The following is an 18167-nucleotide window of genomic DNA, read 5'->3' as shown; positions in this document are numbered from 1 at the left end:
ATCTGCGACGGTCGAAACCCTGAACGAATCTTTATTTGGAACGTTCCAAATGACGCTAACCCAATCACGCGCGCGGGTCAACCGGCATCATGCGGCGAAATGGCGCGCAACCGGACGCTATCCGAAAACCAGTTCCGGCAGCACGGCTTCCCATTCGTCGCGGCGAATGCTGCTGCGGTATTTTTCCTCATTGTCGTATTTGCGCCAGCGGATGATGGCACCGATTTCTCCGCGCAGGAAGGTCAGGCCATCGGGCGGCGCAAAGGCGTTGGACATGCGGCCAAGCGTGTTCCCGGCCAGATCGCGAATGAACCAGCGACCTTTATTGCGGATCAGCGCTACCGGATCACCGACCTTGCAGGTGGCAATGGCACCGGACGAGGGACTGCCCTCGCCAAGCCGCCCCGCCCATGAAAGATCGACCAGCTTCATATCCGGCATGACATATTGCTCGGACCGCCCCTTCAGGACATTGGAATCCGGATCGACCTGCCGCAGAAGCAGATCCTCGTGCGGCGTCAGGAACGGATGCGCGCCTTCGGCCATCACCGCAAGACCGCTGCGGGCGCGGGTCATGGCCACGTAGAACAGGCGGCGCGGGGCGTCGGCGTCCTCGCCTTTCGACGGTCGATCCCAGCCACCGTCCAGAATGATCACATCGTCGAATTCCAGACCCTTGGCCCGGTGCGCGGTCAGCAGCAACAATCCCCGCTGCTCGCCCCGTGTGTCACGGGACCATTCGGCGAACCATTCGACCAGATCGGGCACCGGAATGGCCTTGTCGGCGATCTCGCGGGCCAGCCCGGCGACGCCCTCGGCGATCAGGTCGGTCCAGCGGTTGCCGGGCTGTTGGTTCAGCATGCCAAGCAAATCCGTGACCCCTGAACGTGCCGCAGAGTTCTGCCTTAAAGCAGCGATGAAGGTCTGCATCTCGCGCAGGCGCCAGATATTTGGCAGGCTCTCATTCGCCATTTCGACCGGAATGCCCCTGGCTTCGGCACAGGCGCGGACCGGTCCCAGCCCCTTCCAGTCGCGCGAGATGATCGCTGCGCGCGACCAGTTCCAGTCGGGATCAAGGCGCGACAGGCGGATCAGTTCATCCACCGCCGCCACGGCCTGCGCCGCACCTGGGGGGCATTGCAGAATCTGGACCCGGCCCTGCGCGACGGGATCGACCCCGGCCCGTGCCCCGCCCCGAGGCTCGTTCCGGCGCTTGCGGTCCACGGCGGCGGGATGACTGGCCTTCATGCGTCCGGCTGCCGAAGCGACGACCCGGTTGGCGGCCTCGACGATGTTGTGGGTCGAGCGGTAATTTTCGATTAGATATTCCGGCTTTGCCCGGTAATCCGCCTCGAACTTGCGGATGAACCCCACCGAGGCCCCCTTGAAGGCATAGATGTTCTGGTCGTCGTCACCCACCGCGAACAGGCTGAGCCGCAGATCGGGATCGTCCAGCGAACGCCCCGCCACGGCGGCGATCAGCGCGTATTCATGGTGGCCGATATCCTGATATTCATCGACCAGAATCCAGCGAAAGCCCTGAATCAGCGCGTCGCGCTGTGCCTCGGCCTCCGGTTTCGACAGCCCCTCGCAGTTCAGTTGCCGCACCGCCTCCTGCACGATCCCGTCAAAATCGCGGTCATTGTCAGAGGCACCCACAAAACTTGCCCCAACCAGCCGCATCGCCAGCGCGTGGCAGGTCGAGACGGTGACGAAAGCCGCCTCGTCGCCGATCAGATGGCGCAGCCTGGCGCGGATCTCGGCGGCGGCATGGCGGTTATAGGTCAGCACCAGAACCCCGCGCGGATCCTCGCGCCGGACCCGGATCAGCCAGGCGATGCGGTGGACAAGCACCCGCGTCTTGCCAGAACCCGGACCCGCCAGCACCAGCACATTGGTCTGTTCGCGGTCATCAGAGACGATCTTTTGCTGAACCGGATTATCCAGCGCCTCGACGATAGCCTGCCACGACGCACCGGTGGTCTGGCGGCGCAGTTCCATGCCGCGACCGGGCAGCCATTTCTTCAGAAAATCGTCGTGGTCAAGGCGGAAATAATCCTTGGACAGGTTCTCGGCCTGATCGATCGCAGCAAGGCCCCGTTCGGCATAGGCGGCCATCACATGGGTCTGGACGGTCTGTTCGGTGTAATGTTCTTCCAGCGGGGCGAAATGCTCGACGGTGAAGGGCTTGCTGCCGGGCCGCAGATACAGCGTCATCGCCGGACGAAAGACGGTCAGCCCCTTGCCAAGCGTCACCACCTCCTGTTCGTGCAGCCACAGAAGCGCGCGCTCCATCAGCTTGTTCGTGTCCCGCGCGGCCCCGCGCAGAAAGGCGTCGCCGGTCAGGCTGGCCAGCAGATCGCCCATGGTGGTCTCGACCTGAATATCCTTGCCACGCCTGCCCTTCGCCACCTTGCCGGTCAGATGGGCCAGTTGCGTTTCTGCCGCCTGACGCCGGATCGCCGCAGTCTGGTCCACGATTGGCCATGACCGTTGCAGCGCGACCATCAGCGTATTGCGCGAGGCCTTGCGCAGCCGCAGACTGCCGCGTCCGCCATCCTGATCGCGCCCGTCGCCCGCCATGCCGCGCAACAGCTTTTCGACGATATCGGGCCGAACGCCGGTATGGCCCCGGTCGCGCAGCGCCTGACAGGTCTCGGCCAGATGCAGGGGCACCGCCTCGTCGCCTTCGGTATCGGGGGCCGCCTCGCGCATCAGCGCAATCAGATCGGCCTCAAGCTGCGCGGCCAGCATGAAGCGGCTGTGCGAATGCCCCTCGACACCGACATGCACAAAGACCGTCATCGCCAGATCGTTGCGGGCGATGCCAAGTGCCTCCAGATCGGCCATGGCCTTGTTCAGCCCCGTACCGCTCAGCCCGCTGACGCCGGTCAGTTCGTCGGTGGAAATCCCCTGATCGGGCAGCGCATTCATCAGGTGGCGAACCATTTCAAGCAACTGCTTGCGCCGGGTGCCATTGATCTTGGCGCGGTCAAGGATCGCCTCGACATCATCCAGTCTGCGGATGAGCAGCGAGGACGGAAAGACCTGCACCCGGTTTTCCTCGCGGCTGAGCAGCGCCGCTTCCTCCAGCCAAGATACCGCCGTCTTGACACGGGTGTCGTCAGTGGCGCTGTCGCGCGCAAACTCCTGATCACGCTCGGCCCGGACGATTTCGCCCGACGTGGCCACAACCTCGCCCGATTTCAGGGTTTTCCCGTCAAGCCTGCGTAATGCCCTGAGAATTGCGCCGATTTCATGCCGCGCCAGTCGCGAACGTGCCGATAGCGAGAACTGCCTTTCGACATCCTCGCCGGAAAACAGCAGCACGCATTCGGCATGTTCACGGTCGCGGCCCGCCCGCCCGGCCTCTTGCAGATAGTTTTCCAGCGAACCAGGAATGTCGCCATGCACGACCAGCCGTATATCGGGCTTGTCGATCCCCATGCCGAAAGCATTGGTCGCCGCGATGACGCGCAGTTCGCCGATGCGGAACCGTTCCTGCACATCGCGTTTGGCCTCGGCCGTCAGCCCGGCATGGAAATGCTCGGCGGCAAGGCCCTGCTGTTTCAGGAACTCGGCCACACGCTCGGTTGTACTGCGGGTCGCGCAATAGACCACCGCGCCCGACGCACCCTCTGCCGGCAGCTTGGCCTCGATCACGTCCAGAATATCGGCCAGCTTGGTGTTGCGCTGCGTCTCGCGCACCTCGAAGGACAGGTTGGTACGCTCTGCGCCGCCATCCAGCAGCAGCAGATCGACCCCAAGCCGCGATTGGAAATGGCCGCAAATATCGGCCACCACCTCGGGTTTGGCGGTCGCGGTCAGGCACAGAACTGGCGCAGGCGGCTGATCGCCCGAAAATTCCCTGATGAAACGCCCGATATAGCGGTAATCGGGTCGGAAATCATGACCCCATTTCGACACGCAATGCGCCTCGTCCAGCACCCACAGCCCGATCTCGCGCTGCTTCAGGACCGAGCGGACCGAGCTGCTGCGCAACTGTTCAGGCGAGATCAGCAGCATCGCGGCCTCGCCCATCCGCACCCGGTCCAGTTCGTCCTGCCGCTTTGGCATCGAAAGCATGCCGTTAACCGTCGCGGCTGACGAAATCCCCGCCCGCTTCATCCCGTCTACCTGATCCGCCATCAGCGCGACCAGCGGCGAGATGACCACGGTCAGCGCCCCGGTCCGGTCGAATTTCGTCAGCGCCGGGATTTGATAGCAGACGGATTTTCCGGTGCCGGTAGGCAGGATACCCAGCAGGCTTTGACCGGCCATCGCCTCGCTGACGATGCGTTCCTGCAAGGGGCGGCCAGTCTTGGGGTCTTTCGGCTGCGGGCGGAAAGCGTCGAAACCGAACCAGCGGCTCAGCGCCCGGCCCGGATCGCCGTGTTCGCGACACCATGCGCAATCCGGGCTGTCGCAGCCGGTATCGCGCAGATCCCGCACGATCCGCGCGGCATCGGGGAATTGCATCCGTACCCAGGGCGGCATGACGGAATCCCCGCCCGCGACCGAGATCCAGGACAGCGCATAGGCCAGCGGCCAGCCGTGTTTCGGATCGGCCAGCCAGTCAAGCACCTGCCCAAGCCGGGTTTCACAGGCCCGCCCGGCCAGCAACCGCCGGATCGCATCATGCGCCACCGTCGCCGAGGGCCTGTCAGACCCGCGGACATGCCGAAACACAGCGTCAAAACCGCCTGCATCATCCATCCTCGCGGTCAGGAAATGATAGGCGGTCAGCGCGTCAGGCGGCAAATGCGCAAGCGCCTCGAATTGATTTTGCAGAACCTCAAAAACCAGCCGCGCGTCCAGTTCGGGATCGTTCACATGCCCGGCCTGAAGGCGGCCATCGTGATAATGCTTGACCAGATGGTGATAAGGGTTGCGGGGAAAGGCCAGCGGGTTCAGCCACAGCGTGTCGATCGGCGCCCGCGCAAGCGCCGCCAGCCGGGGCCGCGCCGCCGCCAGATGCGGCAGGTCATGGCGCAGGATATTATGGCCGATCAGATGATCCGTTGCGCCAAGGACGGTTTCCAGCCGGTCCAGCGCCACATCCGGCGCGCCCTTGCGCGACAGGATCGCGGGTGTGTTGTCATGGCGGACTGCCGCAAGCGCGAATATCCGCGCCGTTTTGGGATCGACCTCAAGATCAACAGACAGACAGCGCCCGAGAAATTTCTGCGTCGGGGATTTCACGACAGGCACGGCGACCGGCCCGCCACTACGGGATCGCCGGGGAATGGCCGACGCGGGCAACGGGCAACCGTTCCCGATCGGCTTGCGGGCACCCGGCCCCGGCGGCGGGACGGCTCGCCTTTGTCACTGCCCCCCGGCAGATCATTCGTTGCTGTCGCGCGCGTAAACATCCTCGTAACGGATGATGTCATCCTCGCCCAGATAGCTGCCGGTCTGCACCTCGATCAGGACCATCGGCACCTTGCCGGGATTCTCCATCCGGTGCACGGCACCCAAAGGCACATAGATCGACTGGTTTTCCGTCACCAGCGTCACCGTCTTGTCCACCGTCACCCGCGCCGTGCCGCTGACCACGATCCAGTGTTCGGACCGGTGGACATGGCTTTGCAAAGACAGCGCCGCGCCGGGTTTCACCACGATCCGCTTGACCTGAAAGCGGTCGGCCAGGGCCAGCGTCTCGAACCAGCCCCAGGGGCGGTGGTCGCGCGGGAACGCCTCGGCCTGTTTGCGGCGCTTTTCCTTTAACGAGCTGACCGCCAGCCGCACATCCTGCGCCCGATCCATCCCGGCGACCAGCACCGCGTCATGGGTTGCGACAACCATCGTATCCTTCAGCCCGATGCCCACGACCTGCAAATCCTCGCTATCGGATCGCAGCAGCACGTCCTGACAGTCGATCGCGGTCGAGGCGGCATCGGTGACGACGCCCGCCGGTGACGGATGTTCGGACAGCGCCTCGCGCCAGACGGCGTCCCAGCCGCCCAGATCGGACCAGCCCTGCGAAAAGCGGATCACCGTCAGGTTATCGGCCTTTTCCATCACCGCATAGTCGATGGACTTGTCGGGCAGACCGCCCCACGGTCCGCGCGCCAGCCGGAGAAAGCCGAGATCGGTCTGGGCCTGATCCAGCGCCGCCTGAACCGGGTCCAGATATTCCGGCGCATGGGCGCGGAAGGCGTTGATCATCGTATCGGCGCGGAACAGGAAAATCCCGGCATTCCAAAGGAAATTGCCGCTGGCCAGCATCTGCGCGGCGCGGTCGGCATCCGGTTTCTCGACAAAGCGGGCCAGGGGCTGCGGCCCCTCGCCCTGACCGGCCAGTTCCAGATAGCCATAGCCGGTTTCGGGGCGGTCGGGGGTGATGCCGAAGGTCACGATACGCCCGTCCCGCGCGGGGCCGGTCCCGGTTTCCACCGCCTGCCGGAAAGCGGCGGCATCGGGGATGACATGATCCGAGGGCGCCACCAGCAACAGACGTTCCGGATCCTGCGCCGCGACCATCAGCGCGGCGGCAAGGATGGCGGGCGCGGTGTTGCGGCCCGCAGGTTCGATCATGACCGCTTTGGCCTGCTGGCCGATCTGGTCAAGCTGCTCGGCCACGATAAAGCGGAAATCGGCATTGGTCATCACCACCGGCGCGGTATAGTCAGCCCCCGCAAGCCGCCGGGCCGAGGCCTGAAACAGCGTTTCATCGCCGACCAGCGCCGCGAATTGCTTGGGGAATGCCCTGCGCGAGACCGGCCACAGCCTTGTGCCTGAACCGCCCGCCATCAATACCGGCGTAATCCTGTTGCTCATCCCGCTCACTCCATCACTGCACGCACAAGGCGACCGTCACCGCCGGGATAGACCAACCCGCCCCGAAGGCCAAGCCGAGCCTGTGCGGAATTTGAGCTAATTTCCCCGCTTCACCGGTTTCCCGGCGATATAGGTCTGCGCCACGGCGCGGTCGTCGCCCATGATCTGAAGGATGAACAGTTCCTCGGCCAGGGTCGTGGCGCGTTCTGCACGCAGCGCCATGGCCGGGGTGGCACGCGCATCCAGCACCACAAGATCGGCATCGCTGCCCGGTGCCAGCGTTCCGATCCGGTCGGCCATGCCCAAAGCCAGTGCGTTGCCCCGCGTGATCCAGTGGAACGCCGCCAGCGGATGCAGCTTTTGCCCGCGCAGTTGCAGTACCTTGTAACCTTCGTTCAGGGTTTGCATCATGGAATAGCTGGTGCCGCCGCCGATATCGGTCGCAATCCCGCTGACCACCCCGGCCTTCCGCAATCCCCCGGCATCGAACAGTCCCGAGCCGAGGAACAGGTTCGATGTCGGGCAGAACACCGCGCGGCTGCCGGTTTCCGCCATGCGGGCGATTTCGCGGTCGCGCAGGTGGATCGAATGCCCCAGAAGCAGGCGCTCGCCCAGAAGGCCGTGCATTTCGTATATATCAAGGTAATCCCGTGCCTTGGGATATAAATTCAACGTAAATTCTATCTCATCCCGGTTTTCGCTCAGATGGGTCTGGATGTGGCAATCGGGATATTCGCGGGCCAAAGCGCCCGCCGCCCGCATCTGTTCGGGACTGGAGGTGATGGCAAAGCGCGGCGTGATCGCATAGCGCAGCCGCCCGCGCCCGTGCCAGGCCTCAAGCAGCCGCTTGCTGTCGTCATAGCTCTGCTGCGGCGTGTCCAGCACCTCGGGGGGGGCGTTGCGATCCATCATCACCTTGCCCGCGATCAAGGCCATGTCACGGGCACCGGCGGCGGCAAACAGGGCCTCGGCGCTTTCGGGATGGACAGAACAGAACACCACCCCCGTCGTCGTGCCATGCGCAGTCACCTGATCCAGAAACAGTTCGGCCATGCGCGCGGCATGGGCCGGGTCGCCGAACCGCGCCTCTTCGGGGAAGGTATAGGTGTTCAGCCAGTCCAGCAGTTGCGCGCCCCAACTGGCGATCACCTGAACCTGCGGGAAATGCAGATGCGGGTCGATAAAGCCCGGCATGATCAGATGCGGGCGGTGGTCGGTTTCGGACAGGTCGGGGCGGGCCAGCCGGGCGTAATCGTCCACCGCGACGATCCTTCCGGCCTCGATCAGGATCGCACCGTCCTCAAGACAGCGGTGATTGTCGGCGGTCTGGACGGGATCGGCGTGAAAATCCAGCACCCGGCCCCGGATCAACTTTTGCATGCCAGCCTCGTTCGGGCAGGGATTGCGGTCAGGGCCGCGATCAGTTCGACCGTCGTGCAGGCGGCGATGACGGCAGGGCGCTTGTCGCGGGTGATGCCCGCGCCGATGGGACAGACCAGCCGCGCAGGGTCCAGCCCGCGGGCGCGGGCAAAGCGGGCGAACTGCGCGCGTTTCGTGGTGCTGCCGATCATCCCCGTATAGGGCAGATCGTCACGGGCCAGAGCCTCGGCCGCCAGCAGAAAATCCAGCGCGTGATCATGGGTCAGGATCACCACGGCACTGCCGGGGCGGGCGGCACGGATCTCGGCCTCGGGCAAGGGGGTCAGACGGGTCGTCACGCCGGGGGCGGCCTGCGCCAGTTCGGGGGCGCGGCTGTCGATCAGCGTGGCGGCGAATGGCAGGGGACACAGCGCCAGCGCCAGCGCGCGGCCCACATGGCCCGCGCCGAAGATCAACACATCGGGGCGGGCCTCGGGCAGAGCCGGGCCACGATCCAGCAGCAGGGTAACGCGCCCACCACAGCACTGGCCGATTTCGGGGCCAAGGGGAATGTCCATCCGCGCGCTTGTCTCGCCCCGTGCCAGCATCTGCCGAGCGCGGTCGATGGCCATGTATTCCATCTGCCCGCCGCCGATTGTGCCCGTGACCCGGTCCGCGCCGACCATCATCTGCGCCCCGGCCTCGCGCGGGACCGAGCCCTTGGCCGAAATGATGCGAACGCGGATCATTCCTTCAGCCGGTTCACGGCCATCAGCACCCGCTCGGGCGTGGCGGGGGCATCCAGCCGCGCCGGTTCCCGGTATCCGGCAACCGAGGCGACGGCCATGTTGATCGCCTCGAACACGGAAATCCCCAGCATGAAAGGCGGCTCGCCCACCGCCTTGGATCGTTTGATCGTGCGTTCACTGTTTTCCGACCATTCGGCCAGGGCAACGTTGAAGATGCGCGGCCGGTCGCTGGCCAGCGGGATTTTGTAGGTCGAGGGCGCATGCGTGCGCAGTCGGCCCTTGTCGTCCCACCACAATTCCTCGCAGGTCAGCCAGCCGGTACCCTGCACAAAAGCCCCCTCGACCTGTCCCTTGTCGATGGCCGGGTTCAGCGAGCGGCCCACATCATGCAGCACATCGGCGCGGTCGATTACATATTCGCCCGTCAGCGTATCGACCGAGACCTCGGCCACAGCCGCGCCATAGGCAAAATAATAGAACGGCCTGCCCTGCCCCGTGGCGCGGTCCCAGTGGATGTCCGGCGTCTTGTAGAACCCCGCCGCCGACAGATGGACCCGCGCCAGATAAGCGGCAGCGATGACCTTGGCCCAGGGGATCGCGGCCTTTCCGGCCGTGACATGGCCGGGGACAAAGTGGACCTGATCCGTCGGCACCTGCCAATGCCCGGCCACGAAATCGACCAGCCGCGCCTTGATCTGTTCCGCCGCGTCCAGCGCCGCCATGCCGTTCAGGTCGGTCCCGGACGATGCCGCCGTGGCCGAGGTATTGGGCACTTTCTCGGTCGTGGTCTGCGTGATCCTGATCAGGCGAATGTCACATTGGAACGCCTCGGCCACCACCTGCGCAACCTTGGTATGCAGCCCCTGCCCCATCTCGGTTCCGCCATGGTTCAGCGCGATGGAACCGTCGGCATAGACATGGATCAGCGCCCCGGCCTGATTGAACCATGTCGCGGTAAAGCTGATGCCGAATTTCACCGGGGTCAGCGCGATGCCCTTGCGGATCACCCCGCCTTGCGCGTTCCAGTCCAGCACCGCCCGGCGGCGGGCCTGATAGTCGCTGCTGGCCTCAAGCTCGTCAAAGATCTGCGGCAGGATCTGGTCGGTGACTTGCTGATGGTAGGGGGTCAACTGGCCGTTTTCATAAAGGTTCAGCCGCCGGATTTCCAGCGGATCGCGGCCAAGGGCACAGGCGATTTCGTCTATGATCCGTTCGGCCACGATCACGCCCTGCGGCCCGCCAAAGCCGCGAAAGGCGGTGTTGCTGACGGTGTTGGTGCGCATCGGATGGCTGCTGACCCGCACATCGGGATAGTAATACGCGTTGTCGGCATGAAACAGCGCCCGGTCCGTCACCGGCCCTGACAGATCCGCCGAAAAGCCACAGCGCGCGTACCAGTCGCCCTGAACCGCAAGAATACGGCCCTGATCGTCAAAGCCGACCTCGTAATCCACGACGAAATCGTGGCGCTTGCCGGTAGCCACCATATCGTCGTCACGATCCGGGCGCAGCTTGACCGCGCGGTTCCATTTCTTCGCGGCCACGGCGGCCACGCAGGCGAACAGGTTCATCTGCGTTTCCTTGCCGCCGAACCCGCCGCCCATGCGCCGCACATTCACCACGACCGAATGGGCGGGCACGTCCAGCACATGCGCGACCATGTGCTGCACCTCGGTCGGATGCTGGGTCGAGACATGCAGGGCCACATCCCTGTCCTCGCCGGGAATGGCCAGCGCGATCTGGCCCTCAAGGTAAAAATGATCCTGCCCGCCAATCGCGAACCGGCCCGCGATCCGGTGCGGCGATGCTGCCAACCCCCGCGCCGCATCCCCCCGCCGCAGCGTCAGCGGCTCGGTCACATAGCCCGCCCCCGCGTCGCGCGCCGCCATCGGGTCCAGCACATGTGGCAGAGGATCATAGCTGATCCGCGCCCGCGTCGCCGCCCGCCGCGCCTGATCACGGGTTTCGGCAATGACGGCAAAGACCGGCTGGCCGTGGAATTTCACCGCGCCTTCTGCAAGGACCGGGTCGTCATGCCGGTCATTCGGCGCGACGTCGTTGACGCCGGGAATGTCCGTCGCCGTCAGCACGCCGACGACGCCCGGCATGGCCAGCGTGCCGGTAAAATCCATGCCTGTGATCCGGCCATGGGCGCAATCCGACAGGCCCAGATATGCATGCAAAAGACCCGAAGGCTCGGTCAGGTCGTCGCAATATCCGGCGCGGCCCGTCACGTGTTTGACGGCGCTGTCATGGATCGTGCTGCCATGGGCAAAGCCGCTGATCGCATCATCCCTCATGCCGGTTCCCCCGCCCTGTGGTCCAGCCGGACCGGCTGCGCCTGTTCCGACTGTTCCAGCCAGAAACGCCGGAACAGGTTCGCCGCCACCGCGCTGCGATAATCCGCACTGGCCCGCCAGTCCGACAAGGGCTGAAAATCCTGCCCGACGGCCCGCGCGGCGACCTCAAAGCTTTCCGCAGCAAAGGGCTGCCCCAGCAGCGCCGCCTCGGCCTGCGCCGCCCGCTTTGGTATCGCCGCCATGCCGCCAAAGGCCACCCGCGCGCCGATGATCACGCCGTCCCGCTTGGTCACGCAGAACCCGGCGGCGACGGCGGTGATGTCGCTGTCGCGGCGCTTGCTGACCTTGTAGGCCGCAATACGGGCGTCCGGGCAGGTCGGGACGATTACCTCTTCCACGAACTCGCCTTGCCTGCGGTCCTGCTTGCCGTAATCCAGAAAGAAATCCTGCAAGGCGATCTCGCGCCGCGCAGCCCCGTTGCGCAGCACGATCCGCGCGCCAAGGGCAATCAGCACCGGCGATACGTCCCCGATGGGCGAGCCATTGGCGATATTGCCGCTTACCGTGCCCATATTGCGCACCTGCCAGCCGCCGATCCGCAGCCAGTAATCATGAAGGGCGGGGATATGTTCCGCGATCAGCGGCGCGGCCTCGGAATAGGTCACGCCCGCCCCCAGCCGGATCCGGCCGCCCAAGACCTGCGCGTCCTTCATCAGATGCCCGATGAACACCGCAGGCGCGATGTCGCGCAGCAATTTCGTCACCCACAGCCCTACATCCGTCGCCCCGGCAACCAGAGTGGCGCCGGGATGAGCCTCAAGCACGGCGGCCAGATCGTCCTCATCCGCCGGGATGATTGCCCGCTGGCCATCCTTCGACAATTCGACCCGCCCACCCCGCATCGCCCGCAGCCGCGCCGCCACCGCCTCGCGTTCCGTTGCCAGCATATCCCGCGCCTGCCCGCCGGCGCGGATTGCGGCAAGCGCCGCCCTGACGATGGGCGCATAGCCGGTGCAGCGGCACAGATTGCCCTGAAGCGCGGTCTCGACCTCGGCCGCACCGGCCTGCGGATCGGTCATCCACAGCCCGTAAAGCGCCATCACGACCCCCGGCGTGCAAAAGCCGCACTGGCTGGCATGATGATCGACCATCGCCTGCTGGACCGGGTGCAGCCCGCCGTCAGCGCCACGCAGATGTTCAACCGTCACCACATGGCAGGCGTGGCAAGAGGCCAGAAAGCGGATGCAGGCATTCACCGGCTCATAGATCAGCCCGTCCGGGGTCAGCCGCCCCAGCAGGACGGTGCAGGCCCCGCAATCCCCCTCGGCGCAGCCTTCCTTGGTGCCGGTCAGCCGCTGCCCGATGCGCAGGAAATCCAGCAGCGTATCGGTCGGGCCAATCCCGGTCAGCCGGATCTCGCGGTCATTCAGCAGAAACATCAGTTCAGAAGTCATCGCATTCCCCGTGGCCTTCCCCCAGCCTAGCCCAAGGCAGAGGAACGCGTCGAGGTCTCGTTTGTGACGCGCGTGGCGCGGACCGCGATCTGCCCAGGAAAAAAACCCGTTCCGGGCCACCCCGGCCCGGAATGGGCTCAGGCCGCGCGCCGTGCGCGGCGCCACGCCCCCAGACCACCGGCCGCCGCCAGTAACATCAGCGCGCTGGACGGCAGCGGAACGGGGGCCGGGCCTTTCGCATCAAAACGGATGCCGTCCCAATCCGTAACCATCGGATCGCCATTGGCGTCCAGCCGGACCTTGACGATTGCGGTATTGTGCAAACTGTTCGCAAGGGCGAAATCCGGCGTCACGTTATTGGCGAAGAACGGCATCGTCCAGCCGATCGAGCCGCCATGCCCGACGATCGCGACCCCGCCATCTTCGTCCTTATGCGCATCAATGATCGAGCGATATGCAGGCAGCACCCGCGCATTCAGTTCGTTCAGCGATTCCGAATCCGGGCTGCTGGCCAGCCTGGCATCGTAATTGCCCGCGCCCCATTCGCCGAACAGCGCACGAAACTCGTCGATGACGGGCATCGTCGTGCCAAAGCTCCATTCGTGGATATTGGGGTCAAGAACCGGGGTCAGCCCGTGATCCGCCGCCGCGGGCGCGATGGTCAATTGGGTGCGCTGGTACTTGCTGACATAAACCGTCGTCAGGTCAATCCCCTGCAAGGCCACGGCCAGATCGACGGCCTGTTGCTGCCCAAGCGCGGTCAGCGGCGGATCGACCACCTCGGCAGGGGTCGATGCCTGACCCGTATTTGCGGTGCTTTCCGCGTGACGGATAAAGTAGAAGGTCGCCGCTTCGATGGGATTGACCTGAGCCACAAGACCAAGGGCGGCTGCCACCATGGCAAGACGCTGAAACATCGCACTCTCCGGTTTGTAATCTACAAACTTCAGATAAGCCGAGATTGCGACGGGACAATGACAACCGGCAAAAACGGTTCATTCTGTCGCAGGGGTCAGACCATCATCTCTTTCGTGGCTGACAGTTTCAGGTCCGGGTGGTCGCGTTCGATCCGGTCGATGTCCCATTGCAGGCGGGTCAGATAGACCAGATCGCCGTCATGGTCCTGCGCCAGATGACCCTTGTTGGCATTGGCGAAGGTTTCGACCTTGTCCTTTGGCCCCGCGACCCAGCGGGCGCTGGTGAATTGCGAGGCTTCGAAACGGACGGGGATGCCGTATTCTATCTCGATCCGGCTGGCCAGCACCTCGAATTGCAGCGCCCCCACGACGCCCACGACAAAGCCAGAACCGATCATCGGCTTGAACACCTTGGCGGCACCTTCCTCGGCGAATTGCATCAGTGCCTTTTCCAGATGCTTGGCCTTCATCGGATCGGTGGCACGCACCGATTGCAGCAGTTCCGGCGCGAAAGAGGGGATGCCGGTAAAGCGCAGCCCCTCGCCCTCGGTCAGGGCATCGCCGATGCGCAACTGCCCGTGATTGGGAATGCCGATGATGTCGCCCGCCCAGGCCTCGTCAGCCAGTTCGCGGTCGGCAGCCAGAAACAGCACCGGATTGGTCACTGCCATCGGCTTCTTGCTGCGCACATGGGTCAGCTTCATCCCGCGTTCGAAATGGCCCGAGGCAAGACGCACAAAGGCCACCCGGTCGCGATGCTTGGGGTCCATGTTCGCCTGCACCTTGAAGACAAAGCCCGTCACCGCGCCTTCCTCGGGGGCGATCTCGCGTTCGGCGCTGTTCTGGGGCTGCGGCGTCGGGCCATAGCTGCTGATACCGTTCATCAGCTCGCGCACGCCGAAACTGTTGATCGCACTGCCGAACCAGATCGGGGTCAAGTGCCCCTCAAGAAACGCCCTGCGGTCAAAGGCGGGCAACAATTCGCGCGCCATCTGGAGTTCCTCGCGCAGCTTGTCCAGCAGCGCGCCGGGCACATGTTCGGCCAGCTTCGGATCGTCCAGCCCGGCGATGCGGATCGATTCTGCGACCTTGTTGCGGTCGGCGCGATCCATCAGCTCCAGCCGGTCGTTCAGCATGTCATAACAGCCGATGAACTCGCGCCCCATGCCGATAGGCCAGCTTGCCGGAGACACGTCGATGGCCAGATTTTCCTGAATTTCGTCGATGATCTCGAACGTGTCGCGGCTTTCGCGGTCCATCTTGTTGCAGAAGGTCAGGATCGGCAGGTCGCGCAGGCGGCACACCTCGAACAGCTTGCGGGTCTGGCTTTCGACGCCCTTCGCGCCGTCGATCACCATGATCGCCGCATCCACCGCCGTCAGCGTGCGATAGGTATCTTCGGAAAAATCGCTGTGGCCCGGCGTATCGACCAGATTGAAGCGGTGTCCGTCGTAATCGAAGGACATGGCCGATGCGGATACCGAAATCCCCCGGTCCTGTTCCATCTTCATGAAATCCGAGCGCGTGCGCCGCGCCTCGCCCTTGGCGCGCACCTGCCCGGCCATCTGGATGGCGCCGCCATAAAGCAGGAATTTCTCGGTCAGCGTGGTTTTCCCCGCGTCGGGATGCGAGATGATCGCAAAGGTCCGGCGGCGGGCGATTTCGGGCGGAAGATCGGGGCGGTTGCTCATGGCCTGCGATTTAGCGCGCGCCGCGATCCGTTGCAATCGCCTGTTCTTCAAATAATGTCTGCACATTTCAAGGCGATAGTGAAGATGCCACAACTCTGTGCGTTTTGGCACACAGTATGACCTGAATTTGTAATAATATTTAACGACAAACCGGGTGCCATCTGGCACTATCAGCGGTATTGCCCGGTCCCTCAGGATGCGCAAAATGGAACGCCAGTTCGAATGCTAGAAGCAAATCGGAATAGCCCCTTCGGATCAGGTTATGATCAGCTGCTTCGGATGCTTGCAGCGCGCGGACTGGAATGGCTCAGGCAGCGGATCGAGGATCTGCCCGCCGGGCCGGCGCTGTCGGATGAGGTGATCGCCCCCCTTGCCGCAGCCGGACGGCTGGCCCCCGTCCTGTCGGGCCTGCGCGGCAGCCGCTCGCCCCTGGAGGTGATCGCCGCCCGGCGAATGACGCCCGAGATGGTGCTGGCGGCGGCGGCGCAGGCTTTCGATGGCAACGACAGGCAACGCTGGCAGATCGACCTGTTGCTGGCCGGGGGCGGAATTGTCGGTGATCATCCGCTGTGGCAACTGGCCTGCGCGCATCTGGCCGAGGATGAGGGGACCGATCTGGCCGACCGGCTGGCCCTTGGGGCCCCCGCCGCCGCCCTGATGCCCGAGGCCGAGGCGATCCTGACTGCGACCATCCCGGAAGAGGCACTTGGCGAGACATGGATCGACAGGTTCGCGCGCCTGATGATGCAGATTTACGCCTTCGGGGCGACACGCCCGCAATTCAGCAATCCGCGCATCTATGGTCAAATCTTTGATAATTGCTGCCGCCATGCCGAATGGGCGCAGCGCAACGGGGCGCTGTCAGCGCTGGCGCAGACGGCATATTGCCTGTGCCTGATCGATCCCGATCACGCCATTGCCCCGCTGCTGGCTGATGTGATCCCCTATCAGCGCCCCGACGGCTCGTTTCCTCCGCGCGGGGGCTATTCCAACGCCGATCAGGATTTCGAGACGGGATATCGCGCGACGCTGATGGTGGTGGCGGCATTGCATATCTGTGCCTATCGCCGCTGGCACCAGGGTGCCCCCGCCGCCGCCGCCCGCAATCCGCTGCATGGCAGCCGCGACCGGGCAGCGGAGTTTCTGTCGGGGGCCTTGTCAGCGCGGCTGGAGGCCCTGCCGGTCGAGACGCGGCTGCACGCCGCCGCCACCCTGTCCCGCGCGACCGGCAGAAACTGGTTCGCCGCCGCCGGACTGAATGGCTACGCGCCCTCACCCACACAGATCGCTGCACTGGCAACGCGGGTATTCGGGGGCTTTGCCGCCGCCCGCCATGCGCGCAGCAGCCTGTCGCTGCCATCCGAGGGAACCATGGCGGAATGTGCCGGGCCACATCTGGCCCCGGCCTTGAAATGGCTGCGCGGCGCTGCGGTCAGCATCGACCGCGCCATGCCGCCCGAGGTGGCGCAAGCATGGGACCGCACCGCGCTGGACGGGGATGTCGAGGGCTTTCACCATTACTGCCGGATTGCCGCCTCGTGCCGCCCCGGAACCGGAAGCCCCACAATCCGAAAGGCCGCGCGCCTGATCGCGCAGGCCGATTTGCGCGTGCTGGAACACCGGCAGAATGAACCCGTCCCGCTGCGCCTGTTGCGGCTGGACAGGCTCTCATTGCTGGCGCAGATATTCGAACCCGGCATCTGGCTGGCCGAAACCGCCTGACTTGCCGCCGCGCCGGTGTTTCCGAGCCCGGCTGCAAGCGTGAGGACCGCCCCGGCCATTTGCGCCCATATCGCTGCCGCGACCCCGAGCCATCGGCATCTCGCGGGATGGGTTCGATCTTCTTGCGGGCTGGCTGGCACCTGAGCAGACAGAGGGCAAGTGCAAGCACGTCGGATCGGACGGAGGAGCTGCGTCCCGCGATGGCCGGGGGCGCAGCGCCCCCCCGCCGCCCTTCAGAGGCGCAGCATCTGCCCCTGATGTTCCAAGGCCGAGCAAGCCCCCGATCAACCCTCGCCTCGCTTGCACATGAGGCCGCGTCCGCAGTCGTGGTCAGGGGCAACAAGAGGCTGCGGTCAGAACAGCCCCTCGATCCGGCCTGCGCGGTCCAGACGGATCAACTCGGCTGCGGGGTGACGCGGAAGGCCGGGCATGGTCATGATGTTGCCGCAGATCGCGACGACGAAACCCGCACCAGCGTTCAACCGTACCTCTCGCACCGGAACAGTGTGGCCCTCGGGGGCACCGCGCAGGGCGGGGTCGGTCGAAAAGGAATATTGCGTCTTGGCAATGCAGACCGGCAAATCACCATGGCCCGCCTGCTGCCAGGCCTCAAGCTGGTCAAGGACACCCGCCGCCGCCTCGACCCGACCCGCGCCATAGACGCGGGTGCAGATCGTCTGGATCTTGTCCCACAGCGGCAGGTCATCTTCGTAAAGCAGGCGAAAATCCGGCGCTGCGCCCTCGGCCAGGGTCGCGACCTGCCGGGCCAGATCCTCGGCCCCCGCCCCGCCTTCGGCCCAGTGCCGCGCAATCGCCATCGGCACGTCCTGCCCGTCGCAGAACCGCCGCAGGGCATCGATCTCGGCCCCGGTATCGGCGTCGAAATGGTTCAGAGCCACCACGACCGGCAGGCCAAAGTCGCGCAGGTTACGGATATGGCGGCCCAGATTGGCGCAACCGCGCGTTACCGCCCCGGCATCCGCGGCCCCCAGATCGGCCTTTGCCACCCCGCCATTCATCTTCAGCGCCCGGATCGAGGCAACCAGCACCGCGACCGAAGGTGCAAGCCCGGCCAGGCGGCATTTGATGTCCAGGAATTTCTCGGCCCCCAGATCGGCCGCGAACCCGGCCTCGGTGACGACATATTCCGACAGGCGCAACGCCGCGCGGGTGGCGATGACGCTGTTGCAGCCAT

General features: G+C 65.0%; 10 protein-coding genes. 1 reads left to right on the top strand and 9 read right to left on the bottom strand.

Annotation, left to right across the window (positions count from 1 at the left end):
* Positions 1-117: 117 nt before the first annotated feature.
* The 8 genes from ACK5L9_RS11075 to ACK5L9_RS11040 all read right to left on the bottom strand — a co-directional run bounded on the left by ACK5L9_RS11075 (position 118) and on the right by ACK5L9_RS11040 (position 15250).
* Positions 118-5202 carry a RecQ family ATP-dependent DNA helicase gene (locus tag ACK5L9_RS11075; protein WP_416911523.1) on the bottom strand — a complete coding sequence of 1695 codons (5085 nt, stop codon included), beginning with the start codon at positions 5200-5202 and terminating at the stop codon, positions 118-120.
* A gap of 141 nt (positions 5203-5343) precedes the next feature.
* Entirely contained in the window at positions 5344-6780 is a 1437-nt protein-coding gene (locus ACK5L9_RS11070) for a mannose-1-phosphate guanylyltransferase/mannose-6-phosphate isomerase (RefSeq protein ID WP_416911522.1), read from the bottom strand.
* 96 nt (positions 6781-6876) lie between these two features.
* Complete coding sequence (gene guaD, locus ACK5L9_RS11065; RefSeq protein ID WP_416911521.1) at positions 6877-8160, bottom strand: guanine deaminase; 1284 nt, start codon at positions 8158-8160, stop codon at positions 6877-6879.
* Complete coding sequence (xdhC, locus tag ACK5L9_RS11060; protein WP_416911520.1) at positions 8148-8888, bottom strand: xanthine dehydrogenase accessory protein XdhC; 741 nt, start codon at positions 8886-8888, stop codon at positions 8148-8150. The genes guaD and xdhC overlap by 13 nt, the downstream gene beginning before the upstream one ends.
* Positions 8885-11188: a xanthine dehydrogenase molybdopterin binding subunit gene (gene xdhB / locus ACK5L9_RS11055; protein WP_416911519.1), complete on the bottom strand. Its 2304-nt coding sequence runs from the start codon at positions 11186-11188 to the stop codon at positions 8885-8887. The genes xdhC and xdhB overlap by 4 nt, the downstream gene beginning before the upstream one ends.
* On the bottom strand, positions 11185-12642 hold the full coding sequence (gene xdhA / locus ACK5L9_RS11050; RefSeq protein ID WP_416911518.1) for a xanthine dehydrogenase small subunit: 1458 nt from the start codon (positions 12640-12642) through the stop codon (positions 11185-11187). Before xdhA ends, xdhB begins: the two co-directional genes overlap by 4 nt.
* Positions 12643-12779: 137 nt before the next feature.
* On the bottom strand, positions 12780-13559 hold the full coding sequence (locus tag ACK5L9_RS11045) for a histidine phosphatase family protein (RefSeq protein WP_416911517.1): 780 nt from the start codon (positions 13557-13559) through the stop codon (positions 12780-12782).
* 95 nt (positions 13560-13654) lie between these two features.
* Entirely contained in the window at positions 13655-15250 is a 1596-nt protein-coding gene (locus ACK5L9_RS11040) for a peptide chain release factor 3 (RefSeq protein WP_416911516.1), read from the bottom strand.
* Positions 15251-15529: 279 nt separating this feature from the next.
* Here ACK5L9_RS11040 and ACK5L9_RS11035 point away from each other — a divergent pair, with 279 nt between their 5' ends.
* Positions 15530-16972 (top strand): hypothetical protein, encoded by a 1443-nt coding sequence (locus tag ACK5L9_RS11035; protein WP_416911515.1) that lies wholly within the window; start codon positions 15530-15532, stop codon positions 16970-16972.
* 353 nt (positions 16973-17325) lie between these two features.
* Here the strand turns inward: ACK5L9_RS11035 and ACK5L9_RS11030 are convergent.
* Positions 17326-18167, bottom strand: an 842-nt coding sequence (locus ACK5L9_RS11030; protein ID WP_416911514.1) for a formate--tetrahydrofolate ligase, incomplete at its 5' end; no start/stop codon positions are given.

Origin of the sequence: Paracoccus sp. (in: a-proteobacteria) (assembly GCF_047973135.1) — a bacterium.
Classification (GTDB): Bacteria; Pseudomonadota; Alphaproteobacteria; order Rhodobacterales; family Rhodobacteraceae; genus Paracoccus.
Note: the sequence above shows the minus strand (reverse complement) of the source record. Positions and strands in the feature narration are given on the sequence as shown.